General features: G+C 63.5%; 25 protein-coding genes. 12 read left to right on the forward strand and 13 right to left on the reverse strand.

The window, feature by feature from the left end; genetic code table 11:
- Positions 1-74: 74 nt before the first annotated feature.
- Positions 75-434 carry a YkgJ family cysteine cluster protein gene (locus OQE56_RS07300; RefSeq protein WP_267222963.1) on the forward strand — a complete coding sequence of 120 codons (360 nt, stop codon included), beginning with the start codon at positions 75-77 and terminating at the stop codon, positions 432-434.
- 9 nt (positions 435-443) lie between these two features.
- Here the strand turns inward: OQE56_RS07300 and OQE56_RS07305 are convergent, their stop codons facing one another.
- Together OQE56_RS07305 and OQE56_RS07310 are read right to left on the reverse strand one after the other, a co-directional pair.
- Positions 444-1,220 (reverse strand): anti-sigma factor family protein, encoded by a 777-nt coding sequence (locus tag OQE56_RS07305; RefSeq protein ID WP_267222965.1) that lies wholly within the window; start codon positions 1,218-1,220, stop codon positions 444-446.
- A complete protein-coding gene (locus OQE56_RS07310; protein WP_267222967.1) occupies positions 1,207-1,776 on the reverse strand; it encodes a sigma-70 family RNA polymerase sigma factor in 570 nt (189 codons plus the stop codon). Before OQE56_RS07310 ends, OQE56_RS07305 begins: the two co-directional genes overlap by 14 nt.
- A 153-nt stretch (positions 1,777-1,929) precedes the next feature.
- On the opposite strand from OQE56_RS07310, the gene OQE56_RS07315 reads away from it, so the two are divergent.
- Both OQE56_RS07315 and OQE56_RS07320 read left to right on the forward strand, forming a co-directional pair.
- Positions 1,930-2,871: a metallophosphoesterase family protein gene (locus tag OQE56_RS07315; RefSeq protein ID WP_267222969.1), complete on the forward strand. Its 942-nt coding sequence runs from the start codon at positions 1,930-1,932 to the stop codon at positions 2,869-2,871.
- Positions 2,868-3,221 carry a cupredoxin domain-containing protein gene (locus tag OQE56_RS07320; protein ID WP_267222971.1) on the forward strand — a complete coding sequence of 118 codons (354 nt, stop codon included), beginning with the start codon at positions 2,868-2,870 and terminating at the stop codon, positions 3,219-3,221. The genes OQE56_RS07315 and OQE56_RS07320 overlap by 4 nt, the downstream gene beginning before the upstream one ends.
- Here the strand turns inward: OQE56_RS07320 and OQE56_RS07325 are convergent.
- On the reverse strand, positions 3,208-4,008 hold the full coding sequence (locus OQE56_RS07325; protein WP_267222973.1) for a dioxygenase family protein: 801 nt from the start codon (positions 4,006-4,008) through the stop codon (positions 3,208-3,210). The two genes, OQE56_RS07320 and OQE56_RS07325, sit on opposite strands and share 14 nt — an antisense overlap.
- 200 nt (positions 4,009-4,208) lie before the next feature.
- Positions 4,209-6,089 (reverse strand): DEAD/DEAH box helicase, encoded by a 1,881-nt coding sequence (locus OQE56_RS07330; protein ID WP_267222975.1) that lies wholly within the window; start codon positions 6,087-6,089, stop codon positions 4,209-4,211.
- A 119-nt stretch (positions 6,090-6,208) separates the two neighbouring features.
- Here OQE56_RS07330 and OQE56_RS07335 point away from each other — a divergent pair, with 119 nt between their 5' ends.
- The 3 genes from OQE56_RS07335 to OQE56_RS07345 all read left to right on the forward strand — a co-directional run bounded on the left by OQE56_RS07335 (position 6,209) and on the right by OQE56_RS07345 (position 8,690).
- Entirely contained in the window at positions 6,209-6,958 is a 750-nt protein-coding gene (locus OQE56_RS07335; protein ID WP_267222977.1) for an SDR family NAD(P)-dependent oxidoreductase, read from the forward strand.
- 335 nt (positions 6,959-7,293) lie between these two features.
- On the forward strand, positions 7,294-8,142 hold the full coding sequence (gene fghA, locus OQE56_RS07340) for an S-formylglutathione hydrolase (protein WP_323748566.1): 849 nt from the start codon (positions 7,294-7,296) through the stop codon (positions 8,140-8,142).
- A complete protein-coding gene (locus tag OQE56_RS07345) occupies positions 8,139-8,690 on the forward strand; it encodes a GNAT family N-acetyltransferase (protein WP_267222979.1) in 552 nt (183 codons plus the stop codon). Before fghA ends, OQE56_RS07345 begins: the two co-directional genes overlap by 4 nt.
- A gap of 45 nt (positions 8,691-8,735) precedes the next feature.
- Here the strand turns inward: OQE56_RS07345 and OQE56_RS07350 are convergent, their stop codons facing one another.
- The 3 genes from OQE56_RS07350 to OQE56_RS07360 all read right to left on the reverse strand — a co-directional run bounded on the left by OQE56_RS07350 (position 8,736) and on the right by OQE56_RS07360 (position 11,535).
- Positions 8,736-9,224, reverse strand: a complete 489-nt coding sequence (locus OQE56_RS07350) for a hypothetical protein (protein ID WP_267222981.1) — start codon at positions 9,222-9,224, stop codon at positions 8,736-8,738.
- A gap of 118 nt (positions 9,225-9,342) precedes the next feature.
- Positions 9,343-10,677, reverse strand: a complete 1,335-nt coding sequence (locus tag OQE56_RS07355; RefSeq protein ID WP_267222983.1) for a DEAD/DEAH box helicase — start codon at positions 10,675-10,677, stop codon at positions 9,343-9,345.
- Positions 10,678-10,854: 177 nt separating this feature from the next.
- Complete coding sequence (locus OQE56_RS07360) at positions 10,855-11,535, reverse strand: methyltransferase domain-containing protein (RefSeq protein WP_267222985.1); 681 nt, start codon at positions 11,533-11,535, stop codon at positions 10,855-10,857.
- A gap of 164 nt (positions 11,536-11,699) precedes the next feature.
- Between OQE56_RS07360 and OQE56_RS07365 the strand changes: the two genes are divergently transcribed.
- Positions 11,700-12,974 carry an MFS transporter gene (locus OQE56_RS07365; protein WP_267222987.1) on the forward strand — a complete coding sequence of 425 codons (1,275 nt, stop codon included), beginning with the start codon at positions 11,700-11,702 and terminating at the stop codon, positions 12,972-12,974.
- Between the two features lie 18 nt (positions 12,975-12,992).
- Positions 12,993-13,478 carry an FKBP-type peptidyl-prolyl cis-trans isomerase gene (locus OQE56_RS07370; protein ID WP_267222989.1) on the forward strand — a complete coding sequence of 162 codons (486 nt, stop codon included), beginning with the start codon at positions 12,993-12,995 and terminating at the stop codon, positions 13,476-13,478.
- Positions 13,479-14,745: 1,267 nt separating this feature from the next.
- On the opposite strand, the gene OQE56_RS07375 is transcribed toward OQE56_RS07370, so the two are convergent.
- The 4 genes from OQE56_RS07375 to OQE56_RS07390 all read right to left on the reverse strand — a co-directional run bounded on the left by OQE56_RS07375 (position 14,746) and on the right by OQE56_RS07390 (position 17,849).
- Positions 14,746-15,174, reverse strand: coding sequence for an organic hydroperoxide resistance protein (locus OQE56_RS07375; protein ID WP_267222991.1), 429 nt, complete (start codon positions 15,172-15,174; stop codon positions 14,746-14,748).
- 3 nt (positions 15,175-15,177) lie between these two features.
- A complete protein-coding gene (locus tag OQE56_RS07380; protein ID WP_267222993.1) occupies positions 15,178-15,630 on the reverse strand; it encodes a MarR family winged helix-turn-helix transcriptional regulator in 453 nt (150 codons plus the stop codon).
- Positions 15,631-15,832: 202 nt separating this feature from the next.
- Positions 15,833-16,405 carry a C40 family peptidase gene (locus OQE56_RS07385; protein ID WP_267222995.1) on the reverse strand — a complete coding sequence of 191 codons (573 nt, stop codon included), beginning with the start codon at positions 16,403-16,405 and terminating at the stop codon, positions 15,833-15,835.
- 94 nt (positions 16,406-16,499) lie between these two features.
- Positions 16,500-17,849: a hypothetical protein gene (locus tag OQE56_RS07390; RefSeq protein ID WP_267222997.1), complete on the reverse strand. Its 1,350-nt coding sequence runs from the start codon at positions 17,847-17,849 to the stop codon at positions 16,500-16,502.
- 53 nt (positions 17,850-17,902) lie between these two features.
- Here OQE56_RS07390 and OQE56_RS07395 point away from each other — a divergent pair, with 53 nt between their 5' ends.
- From OQE56_RS07395 to OQE56_RS07410, 4 genes are all read left to right on the forward strand, one after another.
- Positions 17,903-19,162 (forward strand): NAD(P)/FAD-dependent oxidoreductase, encoded by a 1,260-nt coding sequence (locus tag OQE56_RS07395; protein ID WP_267222999.1) that lies wholly within the window; start codon positions 17,903-17,905, stop codon positions 19,160-19,162.
- A 59-nt stretch (positions 19,163-19,221) separates the two neighbouring features.
- The gene (gene gorA, locus OQE56_RS07400; protein ID WP_267223000.1) at positions 19,222-20,568 is read left to right on the forward strand and encodes a glutathione-disulfide reductase; all 1,347 of its coding nucleotides are present in this window, start codon (positions 19,222-19,224) and stop codon (positions 20,566-20,568) included.
- A 113-nt stretch (positions 20,569-20,681) separates the two neighbouring features.
- Complete coding sequence (hutG, locus tag OQE56_RS07405) at positions 20,682-21,464, forward strand: N-formylglutamate deformylase (protein ID WP_267223002.1); 783 nt, start codon at positions 20,682-20,684, stop codon at positions 21,462-21,464.
- A 186-nt stretch (positions 21,465-21,650) separates the two neighbouring features.
- On the forward strand, positions 21,651-21,905 hold the full coding sequence (locus OQE56_RS07410; RefSeq protein ID WP_267223004.1) for a hypothetical protein: 255 nt from the start codon (positions 21,651-21,653) through the stop codon (positions 21,903-21,905).
- Positions 21,906-22,020: 115 nt separating this feature from the next.
- On the opposite strand, the gene OQE56_RS07415 is transcribed toward OQE56_RS07410, so the two are convergent.
- Together OQE56_RS07415 and can are read right to left on the reverse strand one after the other, a co-directional pair.
- Entirely contained in the window at positions 22,021-22,440 is a 420-nt protein-coding gene (locus OQE56_RS07415; protein ID WP_267223006.1) for a RidA family protein, read from the reverse strand.
- Positions 22,437-23,105 (reverse strand): carbonate dehydratase, encoded by a 669-nt coding sequence (gene can / locus OQE56_RS07420; RefSeq protein WP_267223008.1) that lies wholly within the window; start codon positions 23,103-23,105, stop codon positions 22,437-22,439. Before can ends, OQE56_RS07415 begins: the two co-directional genes overlap by 4 nt.
- Positions 23,106-23,110: the final 5 nt, after the last annotated feature.

Consider the following 23,110-nt stretch of genomic DNA (forward strand, 5'->3'; position numbering starts at 1 on the left):
TGCGTCGTGTGTGGGATAACCGTTCTAAAATGGTGGTCTGCGCGCCTCGGGGTGCGTTACTCAGACGTCTCTGCATGCTGCATCCCTGCCTAAGTTGCGGTGCCTGTTGCGCCTATTTTCGCGTGGCCTTCCATTGGTCAGAGGCCGACGCAGCCCTGGGCGGCGTGGTGCCGCCCGAGCTCACCGAGACACTCGACCCGCATCGCCTCGTCATGCGCGGGACGCAAGCGTCCAGGCCGCGTTGCGTGGCGTTGCAGGGTACCGTGGGCGAGGCCGCCCATTGCGGCGTCTATGAGCGGCGTCCTTCGGTGTGCCGCGAAGTGGAACCCTCCTGGGAGTTTGGCCGTCCGAGCCCCCAATGTGACAAGGCGCGCCTTGGACACGGTCTGCCGGCATTGACGCCTGCGGATTGGGCCAGCTCCTCGGCGGCCTGAGCCTTCCGGTCAGTGTGCTGGGGGAGCGCCAGCCTCATTCTGGAACGCGAGCACAAACTGCTTCAGATCACCCTCGTTAACGTCGGAGATGGCGATATAGCGCATGCCGTCGGCGTTCCAACGGATGACCGTATAGCCATGCTCCTGTGTCACCGCTTGCGCAGACGCCGCGCCTTCCATCGGCCATTGGTACAGGTTGATCACATGCAGGCGGCGTTTGTACACCAGCGCCGCGACGCTGTGGCCGTCGATGGCGTCCAGCCGGCCACCAACCAGCGGAAAACCTTCGCTCGCCAGATCCTTCACGCGTGGCGAAAAATCGAGCTTGCCTTCGAACCAGGGTTTGACCGTGTGCTGGTCGGTCGACACCACGTCCATCAGATGCTGGTCTTGCAACGAGCGCACGTGGCCTGAAATCACCTGGGCCACGATGGGGTCGGCTCCGCCATGCGGACGCAGCAGCTGGAACCATGCCGGGCCGGAAAGCAGCAGTGCGCCGGCGAACCCCGCCGCCATGGCCACTGCAACAGGGGCTTTGCGCCTTGGCGGAACGTGCGTGTAGGCACTGGTCGGCGACGCGGCATGCCAATGTTGGCGTAGCGCATCGGGCGCACGGTGATACAGCGTCGGCTGCGCCAATGCTTTGTGCATCGTCGTGTACGTATCGTAACGCGCCTTGCAAGTGGCGCAGGTGTCGAGATGGCGGGCCATTGCCGCACTATTGGCGGCATCCAGTTCGTCATCGAGATAGGCGTGCAGAAGCAGCCCGGCGTCATCGCACATCATGGCGACGTACCTCCTTGGGCCGGCAGGTTAGTTCGGTTTTCAGGCGCTCGCGTGCGCGCGCGAGACGGGACATCACGGTGCCGATTTTCTGTCCGGTGATGGTGGCGATCTCCTTGTACGAACACTCTTCAAGTTCACGCAGCACGATCATTTCGCGAAGCGGTGACGGCAGACGTTCCAGTGCTGCCTGCAAGGCGCCGACATCGACGGCGAGCAAGGTAAGCGCCTCGGGCGAGGGGCCTTCATCCACCAGGGGATGCGCTTCGTCATCCCAGTCGTCGCGCAGCGTTTCCTGCGGCGCGCGGTTACGCATCGTGTAGTAGGTGTTGCGCACGATGGCCAGCAGCCACACGCGTGCATCGCCACCGTGGAAACTTTCGAAGTAGCGCAATGCGCGGAGCATGGCTTCCTGCACGACGTCCTGCGCATCCGTTGGGTTGCGTGCAAGCCAGAACGCCAGGTTGTAGGCGGCGTCGAGGTACGGCAGCACCTGCGTCTCGAAACGCACGCTACGTGGTGTGTCGTCCCGCAGGCTGGCGTTCGACTCGGTCGGCATAAGAGGGGATACCTCGGCTGACGACACTTTATTCCAACCGCCGTGGGCAAAGTGTCTCGGCGTGGCCCGTGGGAATAGAGGAGCCGCCAGGCCGGTAATCAAGGTAAGGGCAGCGGGTGCCGTACCCGTTGCCAATACCCGGAGATGACGACGATGCGCGATACCGATGAACAACCGATCGATGGCCGCCGCCAATTTCTCAAATGCATGGCATGGGCGGGGGCCGGCACGCTGTGGCTGATGAACGGAGGCGTGTTGAGCGCCAAGCCGCTGACCTCAGCGGGCAGCGCCGCGGCGGCAGACGCCACCTTTAGCTTCGTGCAGATCAGCGACTCGCATATCGGCTTCCACAAGGCGCCGAATATGGACGTGGCTGCAACCTTGCGTGCGTCGCTGGCCATGGTGAATGCGCAGTCGACACGACCCGATTTCCTCCTGCATACCGGCGATCTCACCCATCTTTCACGGCCCGAGGAATTCGACACGCTGACCGGCCTCATGCAGGACGCACACCCCAGCAAGGTGTTTTACGTGCCGGGTGAACACGACGTCATCGGCGACAACGGCGCCGAGTTCTTCCGCCGCTTCGGCGAGCGTCAGCAAAATGGTGGTTGGTACAGCTTCGATCATCGCGGCGTGCATTTCGTAGGGTTGATCAATGTGCTCAACCTGAAGGCGGGTGGTCTGGGTTCGCTGGGCAGCGATCAGCTTGCGTGGTTGAAGAAGGATCTCGCCAGCCTTTCCGCCGACACCCCGTTGGTGGTGTTCGCGCACATGCCGTTGTGGTCGTTGTATCCGCAGTGGGGCTGGGGCACAGACGACGGTGATGAAGCGGTCAGCTATATGCGGCGCTTTGGATCGGTAAGCGTGCTGAACGGGCATATTCACCAGATTCAGCAAAAGGTGGAGGGCACGATCACGTTCTACACCGCGCGCTCCACGGCGTACCCACAGCCGGCTCCCGGCGTCGGTCCTGGACCAGGGCCAATGAAGGACGTGGCACCCTCGGATCTGCATCGCCATCTGGGCATTCGTGACGTACGCCATGTGCAGGGCAATCACCTGCTGGCCATCACCGACGAGGTCATGTCATGAGCGTGTTACGTATCCTGCAAACGCTGGCGCTGAGTGCGGCCTTGAGTGCGACGGCGCCGCTCGCCTTCGCGGCGAATACAACGAGCGTTGCGCCGGCGAAATCCTATGCCGTGGATATTCGGAACTTCGCATTCTCGCCGCGCACGCTTACCGTGCCGGCTGGCGCCCGCGTGGTGTGGACCAATCGTGACGACGAACCCCACGTCGTCACGAGTGCGGGCGGTCAGTTCACGATGTCGAAAGCACTCGATACCAGTGACAGTTATGCGGTCACCTTCACTCACGCGGGTACGTATGGCTACTTTTGTTCCATCCATCCGATGATGGTGGGCACCATCATTGTGCAGTGACGACGTGGTCGAAGCGGTAGGTGTCCATGGCGAGCAAGCCATAGTCGATACCTGCATCGATGCGCGTGGCGCGCGAATCTTCGCCCGCTGCGCCGAGGGCCACGAATAACGGCAACAAGTGCTCGTCGGTGGGATGCGCGCGTTCGGCGAATGGTGCCTGGCGCCGGTAGTCGAGCAGGGCAGGAACATCACCCTCGGCGAGTTTGCGCTCGATCCACTCGATGAAGGGACGCACGTAGGGTGCTTCGCGCTCCTCGCTGTAGCCGGCGCGAAAATCGTGCAGGTTGTGCGTGATGCTGCCAGAGCCGATCACGAGGACGCCTTCGTCGCGCAACGGCGCGAGTGCGCGGCCTAAGGTGTACTGATGGATGGGTCCGAGTTGTGGCTGGATCGACAGCGGCACTACCGGGATATCGGCCTTGGGGTAGAGCAGTCGAAGCGGTACCCAGGCACCGTGATCAAGTCCCTGTGTGGGATCGAGCGTGGTGGGCAAACCCGCCTTGTCCAAGAGTTCGGTGACCTGCGCCGCCAGCGAGGGATCGCCCTTGGCGGGATACTGGATATCGAACAGCGCCTGAGGGAATCCGTAGAAATCGTGGATAGTCTCCGGCCGCGCTGCGCCACCGACGTGCGGCTGGCGCGCCAACCAGTGCGCGGTAGCGATCACGATTGCTTTGGGGCGCGGCAATTGCTGCGCCAGTTCGGCCAGGCGTTCACCCACGAGCCCGGGCTGGATGGCCGTCATCGGCGATCCGTGGGAGATATACAGGCTGGGCAGGGCAGTCATGGCGGTTACCTCGGGGGACCGCCATAGGGTAGAAGTTTCGCGCGAAATTGCAGCGTTCGTGGGGTGAACAATGCGTCACCGGAATGGAACGATGGAGATGACGCCGTCATCTCTCTGGTGCGCGGCGACTTTCATCCGTCATTCCGGCGCGGGCCGGAATGACGGGTAGAACGTGGCGAGGGCGCTGCCGCGCCTCGCGATTACTTCCCGCGGCGCGGCGGCTTGCCGCCACCGTGGCCATGCGGGCGCGGCTTGCCGCCATGCTTCTTGAAGCCACCGCCACCACCCGGATGGAAGCCGCCAGGACGGCGCGGCGGCGTATCGCCGGCACCGCTGTCGTTGCCATCCCATTCCTTGATGCGCAGCTGCTGCTGGCTCACCCACACCTTCTGCAGGTGCTGGAACACTTCCGCCGGCATGCCGTCCGGCAGATCGATCAGGCTGTACTCGCCGCGAATGCTGAGGCGGCCGATGAAACCGCTTTCCAGGCCAGCTTCATTGGCGATGGCGCCGATGATGTTGCCCGGCTTCACGCCATGCTCATGGCCCACTTCGATGCGGTAGGTGCGCTTGCCTTCCTCGGTGTTGTGCGGACGCACCGGGCGTGGCGTGAAATCGCGCGGTCCGGCATCGCGGTCGCGCGAGCGATGCTCGCGTTCGCCGCGGTGTTCATGATCGCCACGGTCGCGGCCGTGCTCGCGTTCGCGGCCGGGTTCGCGCGGGGCGAATTCGCGTTTGGGCGGCGGCGTCAGCAGCAGAGGCTGGTTACCCTGCGCGATGCGCGCGAGCGCGGCAGCAATCTCGATGGCCGGAATGTTGTGTTCCTGCTCGTACTGCTCGATCAGCTGCTGGAACATGGCCAGCTCGCCCACGGCGATGGTGTCGCTGATGCGCTGCTTGAACTTGGCGATGCGTACGTCGTTGACCGCCTCCACCGTCGGCAGCTTCATCTCTTCGATGGGCTGGCGGGTGGCGCGCTCGATCGCACGCAGCATGCCCTTTTCGCGCGGCGTGACGAACAGGATCGCTTCGCCGCTGCGACCGGCACGGCCGGTGCGGCCGATGCGGTGCACGTAGCTTTCCGTGTCGTACGGAATGTCGTAGTTCATGACGTGGCTGATGCGCTCCACGTCGAGACCGCGTGCTGCCACGTCAGTGGCAACGAGAATGTCGAGCTTGCCGTCCTTCAGCTGCTGAATCACGCGCTCGCGCTGCGCCTGCGCAATGTCGCCGTTAATGGCGGCTGCGGCGAGGCCGCGTGCCTGCAACTTCTCGGCGAGTTCTTCGGTGGCCTGCTTGGTGCGCGCGAAGATGATCATCGCGTCGAACGGCTCGGCTTCGAGGATGCGCGTCATCGCATCGAGCTTGTGCATGCCGCTGACGAACCAGTAGCGCTGGCGGATGTTCGCTGCGGTGGTGGTGGACGACTTGATCGTCACTTCACGCGGGTCTTTCAGGTGGTGCTGCGCGATCTTGCGGATCGGCGCCGGCATGGTGGCGGAGAACAGGGCCACCTGACGCTCCGGCGGCGTCGCCTGCAGCACTTTCTCCACGTCGTCGATAAAGCCCATGCGCAGCATTTCGTCGGCTTCGTCGAGCACCAGGAACTTCAGCTCGGACAAGTCGAGCGTGCCGCGGTCCAGATGATCGATCACGCGGCCGGGCGTACCCACCACGATGTGCACACCGCGCTTGAGCGAGTGCAGCTGCGGGCCGTAACTCTGGCCGCCGTAGATCGGCAGCACCTGCAGGCCCGGCAGATGGGCGGCATAACGCTGGAATGCTTCGGCCACCTGAATGGCGAGTTCACGCGTGGGCGCCAACACCAGCGCCTGCGGCTTGCCCGGCTTCAGATCGATGCGCGAAAGGATCGGCAGCGCGAACGCAGCGGTTTTGCCGGTGCCGGTCTGCGCCTGGCCAAGCACATCGCGGCCTTCGAGCAGCGGCGGGATGGTAGCGGCCTGAATGGGTGACGGCGATTCATAGCCGACGTCGGAAAGCGCGCGCAGAACGTCTGGCTGAAGGCCAAGCGCAGCGAAGCCGACGGCTGCCGGCTGGGAATCGGAAGACGGGGAGGACATGGGGAACCTCGACATGGCATGCACGGCGGCATGCGGGAGAATGTCGCTATTGTAGCAGGCTGACCCGCTTAAACCGGGGCTTTTGTTACGCCTGATCGTGAATTTACCGAGGAAATGTCATGTCTGGACGTCTTGATGGTCGTGTCGCGCTGGTGACCGGTGCTTCGTCGGGAATTGGGGAGGCCACCGCGCTGGCGTTGGCCGAGGCGGGTGCCAAGGTCGCAGTTGCGGCCCGTCGGCGCGACCGGCTCGAAGCGCTGGCGCTAAAACTGGAGGCGCTGGGTGCCGAGCCCACCTTGCTGGTGGCCGATCTGAGCTCCGAGCACGAGGCCCAGCGCATCGTTGCCGAGACGGAAGCACACTACGGCCGCCTGGACATTCTCGTGAACAATGCCGGCGTCATGTACCTCGAGCCCGTCGAGGAAGCAGATCTCGGACGCTGGCGACGCATGCTGGAGCTCAACGTGCTCAGCCTGATCGCTTCCACGCAAGCCGCGTTGCCCGGCATGCGCCAGCGGCGCGATGGCCACATCGTCAACATTTCGTCGACGGCGGGGCGCGTGGCCAATCCCAATGCGGCCGCCTATTCGGCCACCAAGTTCGGTGTGGTGGCGTTTTCCGAAGCGCTGCGCCGCGAGGTGTATCAGCACAACATCCGCGTCAGCGTGATCGAACCCGGCGTGGTGGAGACCGAACTGCGCGATCACATCGGCCATGCCACCACCAAAGATGCGCTCAATGCCTGGGCCGACAGCATGCGTCAGCTGCAATCGACGGATGTGGCGGATGCCATCGTGTTTTGCGTGTCGCGGCCGTCGCACGTCAACATCAACGAAGTGCTGATGCGCCCCACAGATCAGGAGCGTTAAGGCGACACTGACCACGTCTCGCCGTCGTCACCGTCCCTGTCTGCCTGCAGATCACAGGGGCGTCGGCGAAGGCAGGCTGGCCGCCTGTCGAGTCGACGCCCCGAAGAGATGCGGGCAGACAGGGACGGCCCCTCATATAAATTTCAATGGAAGAGGTGATGTCTGGAAGGCCCGCAGGCACAGCCGCGTGGCTTGGCAAGACGGCCAGTCTTCCCTGCGCCACGCGCCTGCACCTGCGAACCTTCCAGACATCATGACGACGGCGAGACTTGGTCAGTGTCGCCTTAAGTGCTTCCGCTATCATGGCGGCTAGCGTCCTGACAGGGAAAGCGACGATGACAGGGATTGAAACCATCTCCGAGCAGCGCTGCCACGGTGGCGTGCAGGGCTTCTATCGGCATTACTCCGAAAGCTGCGGCGGACCGATGCGGTTTGCGCTTTTTCAGCCGCCGCAGGCCGCGAGCGAACGCTGTCCGGTCCTGTACTTTCTTGCCGGGCTCACTTGCACCGAAGAAACCGCCACGATCAAGGCCGGCGCGCAGCGTATGGCTGCAGAGCTGGGCCTGATACTGGTGATGCCGGACACCAGCCCGCGCCATACCGGGATTGACGGTGCCACCGGCGACTGGGAGTTTGGTGAAGGCGCGGGCTTTTACGTCGATGCCACGCAGTCGCCGTGGTCGTCGCGTTTTTGCATGCACAGCTACGTCGTCGACGAACTGCCGGCGATGCTTGCGCGGCATTTTCCGGTCGATACCGGGCATAGCGGTATCACCGGCCACTCCATGGGCGGGCATGGCGCGTTGACCATCGCCTTGCGTCATCCGGAGCACTATCGCTCGGTATCCGCGTTTGCGCCCATCGTCGCGCCCAGTCAGGTGCCGTGGGGGCAGAAAGCCTTTTCGCGCTATCTCGGTGACGACCGGTCTGCGTGGGCGTCGTATGACGCGTGCGAACTGGTTCGCCGGCGGACTTTCGACGGCACCATCCTGATCGATCAGGGCGAAGCGGATGCGTTTCTTTCTACGCAGCTGAAGCCTGAGCTGTTCGATCAGGCCTGTGCCGAGGGCGGGCAGTCGTTGCTGCTACGCCGGCATGCAGGCTACGACCACAGCTATTACTTCATCACCAGCTTCATCGACGATCATCTGCGCCACCACGCCAGGGCGCTGGGCCGGTTGTGAACCTGCTGCATCCCATCACGACACCCCGCGCGCTCATCCGGCTGGCCGAAGCGGGCGATGCGTCGCGGCTGTTGCGTTATCGGGTGCAGAACCGAGAGCATCTGGCCCCGTGGGAGCCGCTACGCGAAACCGCGTACTTCACGCTGGACCATTGCACGCAGACTCTGGCCGAGGCGCGTGAGGTGGTTCGTCTCGACCGAGCCTATCCGTTCTTCGCGTTGGATTTGGCTGGCGAAGAGATCCTCGCTACTTTCACGTTCTCTAACGTAGTGCGCGGTGCCTTTCAGGCCTGCCATCTTGGCTACAGCATCGCTGCTTGCCGGCAGGGTCAGGGGTTGATGCATGAAGTGCTCGGTGCTGTGCTGCCGTGCGCTTTCCATCAACTCGCCATGCATCGTGTAATGGCCAGCTACATGCCGCGCAACGAGCGCAGCGGCCGCCTGCTCGAACGCCTTGGGTTCGAGCGCGAAGGCTACGCCAAGCGCTACTTGCAGATTGCTGGCGTGTGGGAAGACCACGTGCTGACGGCGCGCATTTGCGATTCGTAACGTCTTCGCGACGCCGCCCTGTCTACACCGGTTCTGCGGGGCTGCTCAGCTCTTGGCGCTTGCCGCGGTTGCCGGCGTGGCCGGTGGAGGTGTGGCGGGACGCGCGCAGCGTTGCGGCATCCACTGAGGATTGCCGGCGATCAGATCGCAACTCCAGATCAGTGGTGAGCCACCGGCACCGGCGCTGTTGTCCAGCGGCGTAAGCAGAAACACGGGATCCGGCGAAGCACCGGTGTCCCGGGTCGTGATGGTGATGCGTCCGCTCTCGGAGATATCGACCCGCGATGCGTACGGGTTGAGCGACGACTGGGCATTGAACACGAGGTCGCCAGGCTTGAGCTGATTCAAACCGCCGCGTGTGGTCACTGCCTCCATCACCACCAGCTTGGCGGCTTCGCCGGCTTGCAGTGCTTCGTCCAGACGCTGGGTAATGTGGCTGCTACGCCACGCGGGGATCGCGATGGTGGCGATCACTGCCGCGATGGCAAGCAAGGCAAGGCCGGTGATAAGCGGAACGGACTTCGGGCGCTGCATGCCGGTACTCCGCTGGGGCGTTGTTGTAACCGGTAATGTCGCGCCGCGCAGATGAGCGGCCCGTTAACGCGGCCGGGTGGCCGCGTTGAACTCGGGAATCGGCCGGGAGGGGCGTCCCTCAGGCCTTGCTGGCGGCCGGGCGACGGCGGCGCTGGCGATTGCGGTTGCCTTCTGCGGGGCGATCGCCGCCGTAGCCCTGGCCGGCATGGCCATGCGGACGGTGCGAACCCTGCGGGCGACCACCCTGCGGACGAGCCGCCGGGCGCGGCTGACGCTGGCCCTGCACAGGGCGGGGCGCGGCAGCGTCGGTGCGCAGCGGATGCGACGGCTCGAAACCCGGCACGTCGCTGACCGCGATGTCCTGCTTGAGCAGTTTGCGGATGTCGCGCAGCAGGCCCGATTCATCGTGGCTCACCAGCGACACGGCCATGCCGTCGGCACCGGCGCGACCCGTGCGGCCAATGCGATGCACGTAGTCTTCCGCCACCATCGGCAGATCGAAGTTGATCACGATGGGCAACTGATCGATGTCGATGCCGCGCGCGGCGATATCGGTCGCCACCAGCACCGTCACGCGGCCGGTCTTGAAGTCGCTCAGTGCACGCGTACGTGCATTCTGGCTCTTGTTGCCGTGGATGGCGGCGGCACGCATGCCGGCGGCTCCCAGGAACGTCACCAACTTGTCGGCGCCGTGCTTGGTGCGGCTGAACACCAGCGTCTGGCGGCGGCTGTCCTGCGACAGCACGTGCAGCAGCAGGTCGCGCTTCTTACCCGCATCCACCGGATGCACGTGATGCGTCACGGTGGTGGCGACCGTGTTGGCGGGCGTCACCGACACTTCGCGCGGCTGATGCATGAACTGCATGGCCAGCGCCTTGATCGGGCCTGCGAACGTTGCCGAGAACAGCAACGTCTGACGACGCTTCGGCAGCGCGGCGAGGATGCGCTTGAGCGCCGGCAGGAAGCCCATGTCGAGCATGCGGTCGGCTTCGTCCAGGATCAGCACTTCAATGCCGGACAGATCCAGAGAGCGCTGTTGCATGTGATCGATCAGGCGACCCGGCGTGGCAATGACCACGTCCACACCGCGACGAAGCGCCTGCATCTGCGGGCCCATGCTGACGCCGCCAAAGATGGTGGTGCTGCTGACGCGCAGGTACTTGCCGTAGTCGCGCAGGTTGTCGTTCACCTGGGCGGCCAGCTCGCGCGTCGGCGTGAGCACGAGAGCGCGGGGACGGCGTGTCATGGTGGCGCCGGCATTGGACAGGTGCTGCAAAAGCGGCAGCGCGAACGCTGCAGTCTTGCCGGTACCGGTTTGTGCGGCAGCAAGCAGGTCGCCGCCTTCCAGAACAACCGGAATGGCCTGGGCCTGGATGGGAGTGGGTTCGGCGTAGCCTTGTTCGGCAAGCGCACGCAGCAACGCGGGCGCGAGGCCCAGCGATTCGAAAGACATGGAAGCTCCAGAGCAACCCGGAGCGTTCGTCGAACCGCGTTGCAGAATTCAAAATGAGGGGGGGCGGCGTGAGGCCGTGCCGCGGAGTATAGCTGAAAAGCGGTTGATCTGCTTGAAAGAGTAAGTGCAGGGGCGAGAGACGTGAGAGAAAGCAAAGTGAAAGCCAGCTCTCACTCCTCACTTCTCTTCACTCACTCCTCGCTTTTCAGCCACAAGCAGGTAGCAGTCGAACGGCGTTTTGCCATGAAGTGAACGGACGCTGACTCTGAGGCCTGCAGCCTCCAGCGGAGCACGCAATTCATCGATGCTTGGATAGTGCTGTGCACCCACCTGCATCCACCCGCTCAAGCGAAGAAAGAACTCCGACATCCGCGTAAAGGCATAGCGCCAACTCCGCTCACGCATGACGTTGCGCACGATCAGCAGGCCGCCAGGCGCCAGGTGGGCGACGGCGTTCTCCAGCATGGCGCGCTGACCGGTGGCGGGCAGGTAGTGCAGTACGTCGAGCAGGGCGACGTGGCCTTGCAGCGGCTGTCGGGCGAGGCCGTCGACGTGGCGCAAGGGCAGGGTCTGTTCCAGTCCGGCAAGGCGAAAGGCACGCAGGCCGGCTTCGATTTTGCGCGGGTCATTGTCGATGCCGAGATAGCCGGTGATGACGCCTCGTGCGTGCAGGTATCGCCCCAGCAGGCCGATGCCGCAACCGATATCCAGCAATGGCATGGGACGCTCAGCGATCAACGCGGCCGTCGCGGCGTAAGCGGGGTCGGTGGCCAGCTTGCCTTTGACATAGCGGCGCTGGAACCAGTGATCGTACGAATCGGCAATGCGATAAAGCGCGGTGGCATCCATGTCTGGCATGTCAGCCGACTCCGTGACTGCATAACGTGAAGAGGAGTTTGCGCCTCTGCGCCCGCCGATGCACATTCCGCCATGGCCGCCCTTGCGTTGTGCCGGACATGATGGTTCGCTTGGCGCCTTGCGTGCCGCATGGGGGCGGACACGATCAACCTGTGGAAATGGCCATGTCGTTGTTCGCGCCGCTGAGAGAACTGACCACCACCCAGCGCCACACGGTGCTGGCCAGCTTTCTCGGCTGGACTTTGGATGCGTTCGATTACTTCCTGCTCACCTTTGTGATTCTTGGCGTGGCCAAGGAGTTCCAGGTCGGCAAGGAGGAGGTGACTTACGGCTTGTTTCTGACCCTGGCGGCGCGACCGCTCGGTGCACTGCTGTTTGGACGGCTGGCTGACCGCTATGGCCGGCGCCCGATTCTGATGCTCGACGTCGTTCTCTTCTCGCTATTTGAGCTGGCGACGGCGTTTTCCACGTCGCTCACCATGTTGCTGGTGCTGCGCTTCCTGTTTGGCATTGCGATGGGCGGCGAGTGGGGTATCGGTGCGTCGCTGGCGATGGAGTCGATACCGCCGAAGGCACGCGGCCTGGTGTCGGGACTGCTCCAGAGCGGCTATCCCTGCGGCTTCTTCCTGGGCGCGCTGGCGAACTGGTTGCTGGTGGACCACATCGGCTGGCGCGGGCTATTTGTGGTGGGTGCATTGCCGGCGTTGCTGGTGCTGTATATCCGCCGCACCGTGCCCGAGTCCGAGGTGTGGCAGGAAGGCCAAAAGGCCGGCAACAAGAAAGGGCTGCTCGAATCCATGCGGGGGCGCTGGAAGCTGGCGATCTACCTGATGCTGCTCATGATGGCCTTCAACATGTTCAGCCATGGCTCGCAGGACCTGTACCACACCTTCGAAGAGGAGAGCCTGCATTTGCCGACCGGGTCGGGCACGGCGTTCATGCTGGTGGCCATGCTCAATCTTGGGGCGCTGGTGGGAGGTTTGTTCTTTGGTGCGTTGTCCGAACGTATAGGGCGTCGCCGCGCCATCATCGGCGCTGCACTGCTGGCGATCCCCGTCGTTCCGTTGTGGACTCACGGCGGCTCGCTGTGGGCCCTGGCATTGGGCGCCTTCCTGGTGCAGGTGATGGTGCAGGGCGCCTGGGGCGTGGTGCCCACCCATTTGAACGAACTGTCGCCGGACGAGGTGCGCGGCACCCTGCCAGGTTTTGCCTACCAGACCGGCAACCTGCTGGCCGCGGTGACCGCCAATGCCCAGCTGTGGATCGCCAAATGGCATGGCGGTGACCTGGCCTTCGCCATGTCGGCCTGGATCATCGGCGTCGCCCTGCTGCTAGCCGTGCTGGCCTGGCTTGGGCCGGAGGCGCACGGGGTGCGCTTTGGCAAGGCCCGGCCCGGCACGGGCAGCCAGCCGGAGGGGCTGCTAGAATCCCGGGTTTGATCCATCACGAGACATGCAATGAAGGCTGGCAAGGACAAGGTCATCTCGCTCCACTACACGCTGACGGTGGACGGGGAGAAGGTCGAGAGCTCCCTCGATCGCAACGAACCGCTGTGGGTGCTGCTTGGCCATGGCCAGCTGATCCCCGGTCTGGAGAAGGCGCTGGAAGGCCGCGAGGCCGGCGAGCAGCTGCAGGCGCACATCGCTCCGGCTGAAGGCTACGGCGAGCGTCAGGAAGGTATGACGCAGCGCGTGCCGAAGAAGTACTTCCAGCAGGCAGCCAAGCTCAAGCCGGGCATGACCACGGTGTTGGCGCTGAAGGAAGGCGGCCACCGCGTGGTGGTGGTGCAGAAGGTGGGCATGAGCACGGTCGACGTGGATCTGAACCATCCGATGGCTGGCAAGACGCTGAGTTTCGACGTGACGCTCAATGAAGTGCGTGACGGTACTGAAGAAGAAATCGCTCATGGCCACGCGCATCCGCCGGGTGCCGAGGCGCACTGATAGCGTTGGTTTTCCCTCTCTATGGGAGGGAACTCCGCAAAGCCGCTCCGATTGGGGCGGCTTTTTTGTTGGTGGTTGGTTGAGGTTGATGTTCGCGGAGCTTTTGCTCGTCGTTCCGGTGCAGGCCGGGCATGCGCGAAGCGCGCAGAACGCCCATTGGGTGCTCGCGACACCGTTGAACCCCCTCACCGTCATCCCTGCGAAGGCAGGACAAGCGCGAAGCGCGCAGAACGCCCGCAGGGCGGCCCCGAAGGGGCGAGCGTAGCGAGTCATCCAGTGACTTTGCTCTTCTGCGGTGATGTAGCGCTTCTGCGACCGGGCTCGCCTGCCGCGGGCTTCCGACCTCCTGCCGGAGGCCGGGTCACTTTTCTTTGCTTGCCCAAAGAAAAGTAACCAAAAGAAACGGCACCCCGGATGAGGCGCCTTCCGGGCTTCGCCCTTCAGGTTCGCGTGCGGGTTCCGGGCTTTTCGACGGGGCATCCTGCCCCGACGAAAAGTGGCTGGCATCCATGCCAGCCACCCCTGCGGGGCCTGATCTCCACCCGCCCGCCGCCTCATACGGGGACCCGGTAGATCAAAAGCCAAAGCCAAAGCCAAAGCCAAAGCCAAAGCCAAAGCCAAAGCCAAAGCCAAAGCCAAAGCGAGAGCGAGAGCGAGGCTCCGCTTTAAGTCCTCATGGCTACGGCGCGTTGCGAAGCGCTTGGAAGTACCCGCTGTGTAGCGGCGGAGGTTGCCAAGCAACAACGCACATCGAGCGTTCGAGCTTATCCCTGCGCAATGCTGCCAGCTCTTAAGGCCATTTTCTTTGGGTTACTTTTCTTTGACTCCGGGCATCCTGCCCTCCGCCCTTCGGGCCGGCTTCGCCGTTCGCACGCGCTCCTGCGCGTGCGTGGGCCAGCAAAAGAAAAGTGACTCGGCCTCCGGCAGGAGGTCGAAACGCCCGCCGCGTAGGCGGCACCCTGGCGGGAACGCCATGTTCAGAGCCAAGAGCAAAGTCGCTGGATGACCAGCCTGCGACTGTTGTGAAGCGCCTCCCGCCTTCGCGGGGATGACGGTGAGGGAAACCGACATTGTCGCGAGCACCCGCCCCTCACCCCAGCCCTCTCCCCGGAGGGGAGAGGGAGCAGAACTAACGGGTTCCGCGCACGCCGAGCGTCGCTCAACCCCAATGCATCGAAGCGGCAATCAAAGCGAATCCGATCGTCCACCACAAACAACAACGGCGCCCATCGGGGCGCCGCCATTGCTTTCATCAAGCGAAATCCGCTTACACCAGCGTGATTTCCACATCCACATTGCCACGCGTGGCATGCGAGTACGGGCAGATATCGCGATGTGCGGTGTCGACCAGCTCCTGCGCCACGGCGCGATCGATGCCCGGCAGGCTCACGTCCAGCTTCACCGCGATGCCAAAGCCGGTCGGTTCGCGCGGGCCAATGCCAACGTGCGCAGTCACCGAGGCGCTCTTGAGAGCGACGTTCTGCTGACGAGCGACGAAGCGCACCGCACCTTCGAAACAGGCGGCATAACCGGCGGCAAACAGCTGCTCCGGATTGCTGCCGGCGCCACCCGGGCCACCCAGGCCCTTGGGCACAACCAACTGCAGATCAAGCACGCCGTCGTCGCTCTTGGCGTGACCTTCGCGGCCGCCGGTGACGGTGGCATTGGCGGTATAGAGAATCTTGCTGATGTTCATGGATCAATCCTCGGTGGGGGAGAGTTGCCGGGTGAGTTGCTTCAGTTCATCGCGCAGCGTTCGCATCTGATCAGGTGCCAGTTGCAGGCGCTGCGCCATGCATTTCGGTACATCTTCAGCCTGGTCACGCAGGGCCAGACCCGCTTCGGTGAGGCGGATGTCCACCTCGCGCTCGTCTTCCTGGCGGCGTTGGCGGCTGATCAGACCAGCGGCCTGTAGTCGCTTCAGCAGGGGCGTGAGCGTTCCCGAATCCAGCTGCAGCCGTTGGCCCAGCTCGCGGACGGTGAGGCCGTCCTGCTCCCATAGCACCAGCATCACCAGGTATTGCGGGTAGGTCAGCCCCAGTGGGTCGAGCAGCGGCCGGTAGATGCCGGTGACGGACCGCGAGGCGGCATACAACGCAAAACAAAGTTGCTGGTCCAGCAGCAGGTGGTCGGGGGTGGGCTTCCGTTTCATGGAGCAAATCCTAAGTGCAAAATTAGATTGTGTACAATTCAATTTTTCGATCGAAGCGATAGGCGGAGCCTAAGGGCGAGGGTGGCGGTGGCTGCCGGATCCGTCGGTCGCCTGGGAAAGAGCCAGAGGCTGCGCCCGGCCTGGTGAAACGACGGTCTAAAGGGTGCGGAAACCCTTCATGGCTTGGGGGCAAAAACGCGGGTCAGTCGAGCAAACGCTTGCCGAAGGCGAAGTGATCGCGCCAGTAGGGGCCGTCGATGTCGTCCAGCCGCACGGTGCCGCCGCTGTTGGGGGCATGTACGAAGCGGCCCTTGCCTACGTAGACACCCACGTGGCTGATGCCGCTGTTTCCACCGAAAAACACCAGGTCGCCGCTGACCAGGTCGCTCATCTGGCGCACCTGTGGGCCATTCAATTGGGACATCTCGCGGGAGCTGTGCGGCAGCATGAGGCCGGCGGCGTTGCGGTAGATGTAATCGACCAGACCGCTGCAATCGAAGCCGCCATCAGGGGTATTGCCTCCCCAGCGATACGGTGTGCCGACGAGCGCGATGGCGCGAAACAGCACATCGTTCGCCGTGCCCGTGGCGCCTGATGGCGCCCGTGCCGGCAGGTTGGCCAGGGAAGAGCGGGAGTCCTTGTAGGTAGCCTCAGGCCGGCGCGTGTTGCTGGCACAGGCAGCCAACAGCAGGATCGCCGCTCCCAGTAACGCGCCACGCGCCACGCGCCAGGCCGCGGCCGAGCGCAAGGATGGTTCGGCGGGGTCCAGGTACATCACGCTTCCCCTCGGGCATGAGACGGCGCCGAGGGTATCAAATCAATAACTTGGAGGGAAGTTTTAAGTGATTACTCGAGCCGGGCTCAGCCACTCATGAGCTCGGCTTTTCCACCGTGATATTGCGTTCGCTTACCTTGCGGCCTTCCCGGTCATGTGCCGTGATCTTGAACTCGCCGGGCCAGAGATAGATCGAGTTGATGTTGTTGTCGGCGGTGAACACATAGCGGTCGACCGGGATGGCATCGTCGCTCTCGTTGGCATAGCGTGCTTCGATCACGCAGGGCAGCTGACGCTGGCACATCTCGCTTGAGATCACACGGGTCTGGCGGGTGTCGTCCAGGCTTAGCCAGTGAGGCCGGCGCTGATGGCCGGAGGGCGGCAAGATGACATCGACATCGTGGCGCACCGGGTCGGATGCCCACACGCTGCCGTTCTGGCGGCTGATCAGCACCGACGGCCGCTCCACCGGGAACAGCGCTGAGAGCTGGTTGTAGAGATCCTTCTTGGGCATCGGCCCGATGTCGCGCCAACGCGTCTGGTCGATGGAGAGCGGATCGAACCCGGAGAGTTGCTTGAGCTGCATGGCCATCGGCTTGATGGTGCCGCCCAGGTTGCCCGGCGCCTTGTCGATGTGGGCATATCCCGCGTGTACGAACAGCTTCGCCTTCGGGTCCTTGGCGAATACCTGCTCATAGAGCAGGCGGGCCTGGCCCGCTTCGCGATCGGCAAGCACGTCGGCTTCCGATTCATACGCCACGACCTTGAAGCCAAGCCGGATCGCCTCGCGAATGATCTGCCCATACAGCGGCTCATGCAGGTACTCGCTGCCACTGGTGGCCACGGGGTAGCCGCGGCGCATCAGTTCTTTGTCGTTGTTGCCCAGGGCCTCGGCCGCAAAGTAGGTGAAGCCCTCGGCGCGCAACTTGGGCAACAGCGCAAGCGTCAATTCGCGGGTGTGTGCATCGTGATGCGCCTCGTTGATCATCACGATGTGCCGGTCGGTGGCGAGCTTGGCAATTTCGGTTGCCGCATCGGCGATTTGCCAGTCGGCGGGCGCGGGCAATGGCACCGGCGTCTGCACGCGGTTGTCGAATGGAAAGTCGTTGATGGCTTCGTCGTAAAGCCCAAGCTCGTCATCGACGGTGGACAACAACTGCTGGTCGATCAACCGATCGTCCCTGGTTAACTGCGGCATGACGTCACGCAGATAGAGGTAACGCTTCAGGTCGTTCTTGATATGCGCCGTTTCGCTAAACAGATCGCGCGAGACCTGCATGGCCGAGGATGCCGTAGCTGGCCGCTCCGGCGGCGGCGGTTGCTGCTGCTGTTGCTGCTGGTTCCCGGCGAAAGCCGGGGAGGTAAAGACCATCGCTGCTGCAGCCGCGGCAGCGAAACGCCACGCGTACACCATCCTGCCGGACTTCAGTTCTGACGTATCCATCGCACAGATCCTGTGGGGTTAGGGCCGGGCCATTGCGACGCTACAATAACCGGATGGATGCTTCACGCAGCGATGTGTTGATTCTTGGCGGCGGCGTTATCGGCCTGGCCTGCGCGTACTACCTGCTGAAGTCCGGGGCTACCGTGCGAATTTTGGAGCAGGGTACCCCGGGCTGCGGCAGTTCGCACGGGAATTGTGGAACGATCACCCCCAGTCATGCCGCTCCCCTGGCGATGCCCGGCATGCTCGGCGTGGCGTTGCGCTCGATGCTGCGAGCCGATGCGCCGCTCTACCTCAATCCCCGTTTCGACGGCCCACGCCTGCGCTGGCTGCTTGGCTTCGCCCGGCACTGCAACTGGCGCGATTTTGAGCACGCGGCACATGCTCGCTCGGCCATCCTGCAACGATCGCGAGCCTTACTGGCGACACTGGTGCGTGATGAGCAGTTCGACTGTGAGTTTGGTCAGGAAGGCGAGCTGTATGTCTATCGCACCGGTAAGGCGCTGAAGGCCGATGAAGTGCATCACGCTCAGGTACTCGATCGCCTTGGCGTGGTCGTGGAGCGGCTGCGCGGCGATGAAGTGGAAGCCCGCGAACCCGCATTGAAGCCGGGCGTGGCGGGCGGCCTGTTTCATCCGGGCGATGCACGGCTCCGGCCAGATCGCTACGCCGCCGAGCTGGCGCGTCGCGTGACGGAGCTCGGCGGCACCATCGAGACTGGCGCGCGCATCGAAGGCTTCGGCACGCAGAGCGGCCGCATCGATCACGTGCGCACGACGCGTGGTGAATTTCATGCCGATCGTGTGGTGATGGCGCTGGGCGCATGGTCACCCTTGACCGCCTCACTGCTGGATCTGCGCCTGCCCATGCAACCGGGCAAGGGATACTCCCTGACCTATACACGTCCGTCGCTGGTGCCGCGTCATGCGTTGGTATTGCGCGAGGCCGCCGTGTGCGTCACCACCTGGGAAAGCGGTTTTCGTCTGGGCAGCACCATGGAATTCTCCGGGTACGCGGAAGGACTCAACCGCACCCGCCTTGACGCGCTGCGCCGCGGGGCGGCCGAAGGCTTACACGTACCTGAAGGACCGCAACTGCTGGAGGAATGGTGGGGCTGGCGTCCGATGAGCGTGGATGAAGTGCCGATCATCGGTCCGAGTACGCGTTGGTCCAATCTGATGCTGGCCACTGCGCATGGCATGCTGGGCGTCAGCATGTCGGCAGCGACCGGTGAGCTGGTGGCCTCCCTTATGAATGGCCAGACGCCGGCGATCGATCCCACGCCCTACGCGCCGGCACGCTTTGGCGTGTGACTTATACGCAACCTGCTCATCACCTCATTTAGGGTGAGGAGCAGGGACAGGAGAAGTGCATGGCTGAAAGTTTCGACTTGATCGTGATCGGCGGTGGATCGGGTGGATTGGCTACGGCGTTTCGCGCAGCGCGTCACGGCGCGCGCGTTGCCTTGCTAGAACCGGGTGCCATGGGCGGCACGTGCGTGAACGTGGGGTGCGTACCCAAAAAGGCGCTGTGGTTTGCCGCGCAGTTGGCGCAGGAGCAACGTCTCGCGCTGGACTACGGTTTTGCCTCCTCACCCGGCGCATTGGACTGGGAGCACTTTCGCCAGCTGCGCCACAACTACATCGACGGCATTCGTCAGCGTTACTTCGCGCGCTTGTCCGAGGCGGGCATCCAGGTGTTCGCCGAGACCGGCCGGTTTGTCTCGGCGGATACCATCGCTACCTCGAGTGGCGCGGAATTGCGCGCCACGCAAATCGTCATCGCCACGGGCGGGCGGCCGCGCCGCATCGACGTGCCAGGTTTCGAACTGGGGATGGTGTCCGACGACATTTTTGATCTGCGAACCTTGCCGCGCCGCATCGCGGTAATTGGCGGCAGCTACATTGCAGTTGAGTTTGCCGGGCTGTTGAACGCATTGGGTAGCGAGGTGACCTTGCACCTGCGTCGTCGCCTGCTGACCGACTTCGACGCGGAGCTCGCGGATGCGCTGCAAACGCGCATGCAAGAGCAGGGCGTTGAAGTGCGTCACGGGTTGCAGGTGAAAGGCCTGCACCGTGAGGGTGACGCCATCATGATCGACGATGCCGCGCAGGGCGCCTATGGCCCCTACGATGCGGTGCTATGGGCCATCGGCCGTGTGCCGAACAGTGACCGTCTGGATCTGGAGGCGGCTGGCGTCGAGGTGGATGGCGAAGGGCATGTGATCACCGATGGCTGGCAAAACAGCAACGTGACCGGTATCTGCGCCGTGGGTGATGTCACCGGACGCGCCGAGCTGACGCCAGTGGCCGTGGCGGCAGGCCGCCGATTGGCAGACAGGCTGTTCGGCGGGCAGCCGGAGAGCCGGCTCAACTACGACACGATCCCCAGCGTGGTGTTTGCCGAACCGCCGCTCGCGATGGTGGGGCTCACCGAAGAGCAAGCCCGGGACGTACACGGCGATCAACTGCGCGTCTATCGCAGCCGCTTCACACCGCTGCAATACGCCGTCACCGGCAAGTCTTCCAAGACGTTGATGAAAGTGCTCTGTGCCGGCGACGACGAGCGCGTGGTGGGCATGCATGTGCTTGGCCCCGGCGCAGACGAAATGCTGCAGGGCTTTGCTGTAGCGATGACCATGGGACTGCGCAAGCGCGACCTTGAAGCGACGGTCGCCATTCATCCCTCCTCAGCCGAGGAGCTGGTGCTGATTGGGTGAAGCGAGAAGTGAGTGAAGAAGAGTGAGAAGTGAGAGGGAACAAAGCCCAAGCTCTTCTCTCACTGCTCACTCCTCTTTACTCACTCCTGCTCCTACCCCGCTAAACTCGCCGCATGACCTCGCCCTACACGCTCCACCAAGGCACCGCGCCGTTGCTGATCAGTCTGCCGCACGACGGCAGCCATATTCCCGATGCGATCGCCTCTCGCATGCAACCGAATGCGCGGCGGTCAGTCGACACCGACTGGCACGTCGGCCGTTTGTACGAACCGTTGGCCAAGGCTTTGGGCGCGAGCGTGATCCGGCCGCTGGCGTCGCGCTATGTGGTCGATCTCAATCGTCCGGCGGACGGTCAGGCTTTGTACCCGGGACGTCGCGAAACAGGCTTGGTTTCGACCATCGGCTTCGACGGCGAGCCGCTGTACCTGGAGGGTGAGGAGCCTTCGGCGGAGGAAATTCAACGCCGAGTGAATGACTTCTGGCGGCCATACCATCAGGCGCTGTCGCAAGAACTTGAGCGTGTGCGTGCAGCGCACGGCCGTGTCGTGTTGTGGGAAGGGCACTCCATCCGCAGTCGCGTACCGATGCTGTTCGAGGGTCAGTTGCCCGATATCAATATCGGCACCGCCGATGGCGCCAGCTGCTCGACTGCATTGCAGGCGGCGCTGCAAACCGCGATGGAGAGCCAGTCGCGCTACAGCTTTGTGATCAACGGCCGCTTCAAGGGTGGCTACATCACCCGTCATTACGGAAAGCCGGAAACAGGCGTGCAGGCCGTGCAGCTGGAGCTGGCGCAGCTCAACTATATGGACGAAGACAGCTTTGCCTACGACGAGGCGAAGGCCTCGCGGCTGCAGGAGATCATCGGCCAGCTGCTGCGCTTGTGCGTCGCGTGATCGCAAAAAGCTTCGAGCGTTGTTAGGGAGTTGCAATGTCAAGATCCGGGTCGCCGGAATCTTGCATGCAGGCGGGAAAATTCCAGTTCCGGCATGCATTGAAACATGCGATGTTGTTGCCGTCGCGCCACTCGCGTTGCCGGGTTCCGGCCGGGTCCGCGGCAAACGATGTCGAGGTTTATCACCATGCGTAAGTTCGCGATCGCTTCCCTGCTTGTGGCGGGTGTGGCTCTCTCCGGTTCTGTGCTGGCTCAGGATGCTGCCCCGCAGGCAGCGCCCGCGACCCCTTCAGCTGCAGCCCAGCCGGCCAGTGCTTCGTCGCACCATCACCACAACAAGAAGAGCAACAAGGCCAGCACCGGTCAGCCCAAGCAGAAGGGCAGCAAGTCCGCCAAGCGTACGGCCAAGTCCACGCTGCCACAGACCGCGCCCAGCCACTGAGTCATGATCACAAAAAAGCCCCGGCGCCTGTGCGCCGGGGCTTTTTTGTGGAGAAGTGAGTGAAGAGGAGTGAGAAGTGAGAGAGGGCTTTCTCTCGTTTCACACTACGCGCCATTCACTCCTGGATCGCAGCGATGCATTTCAGCTCGATCGCAATAGGCGTGGGCAAGGCCGTGATGCCAAGCGTCGTGCGGCAGGCATCGACGCCTGCGAAGTACTCGGCGTACAGCTTGTTGTAGGTTGAGAAATCGCGCGCCATGTCGGTGAGAAACACGGTGACGTCGACCAGATCTTCCCAGCGTGCGCCACTCGCTTCGAGCACTGCACGCACATTGGCGAACACCTGACGGCATTGCGCCTCGATGTCGTAGCCAGTCAGCTTGCCGCCGTCGTCGTACACGTTGCCGGGAATTGCGTTGCTTCCCGGCGTGCGCGGACCCACGCCGGACAGAAACAGCAAGTTGCCCACCCGGCGCGCATGCGGATACGCACCCACCGGTGCTGGCGCCTGCTCGGTGCGGACGACACCTTTCATCGGTTGAACTCGGGGATGGTGCCCAGGCGCTGCATGGCGCGCTCATAGGCGGGTTTGAGCTGGTCGCGCGAGCTCACGTGCATGCCAAGGTCATTAACGTGACCATCGAACAAGCTGTAGCACCAGGCGTGCACCGTCAGTTTCTGGCCGCGCTCCCAGGCGTCCATCACCATGGTGGTGTGGCAGACATTGACCACCTGTTCCATCGCATTGAGTTCGCACAGGCGGGCATTGCGCAGGTTCATCATGTCGATGGAGGTGAGTAGCGTCGAGTGCTTCTGGGCGACATCACCCACGTGGCGCAGCCAGTTGTCCACGAGCCCGAGGCGGCGATCGTCGAGCACCGCCTGCACGCCACCGCAACCGTAGTGGCCTACCACCAGAATGTGCTCGACCTTGAGTACGTCGACGGCGAACTGGATGGTGCTGAGGCAGTTGAGGTCGGTATGCGACACCACGTTGGCGACATTGCGCTGAACGAAGATGTCACCCGGCGGCAGATCCACGATCTGCGTGGCAGGTACGCGCGAGTCAGAGCAGCCGATCCACAGATACTTGGGCGCCTGCTGCTGCGCGAGGCGTTCGAAGAACCGGGGATCCTGTGCGCGGACGGCGGCGGACCATTCACGGTTGCTGTCGAGCAGGTTCTGCAGAGGGCTTTTCACGGGGA

Source organism: Dyella silvae (genome assembly GCF_026421305.1).
In the GTDB taxonomy this organism is placed as follows: Bacteria; Pseudomonadota; Gammaproteobacteria; order Xanthomonadales; family Rhodanobacteraceae; genus Dyella; species Dyella silvae.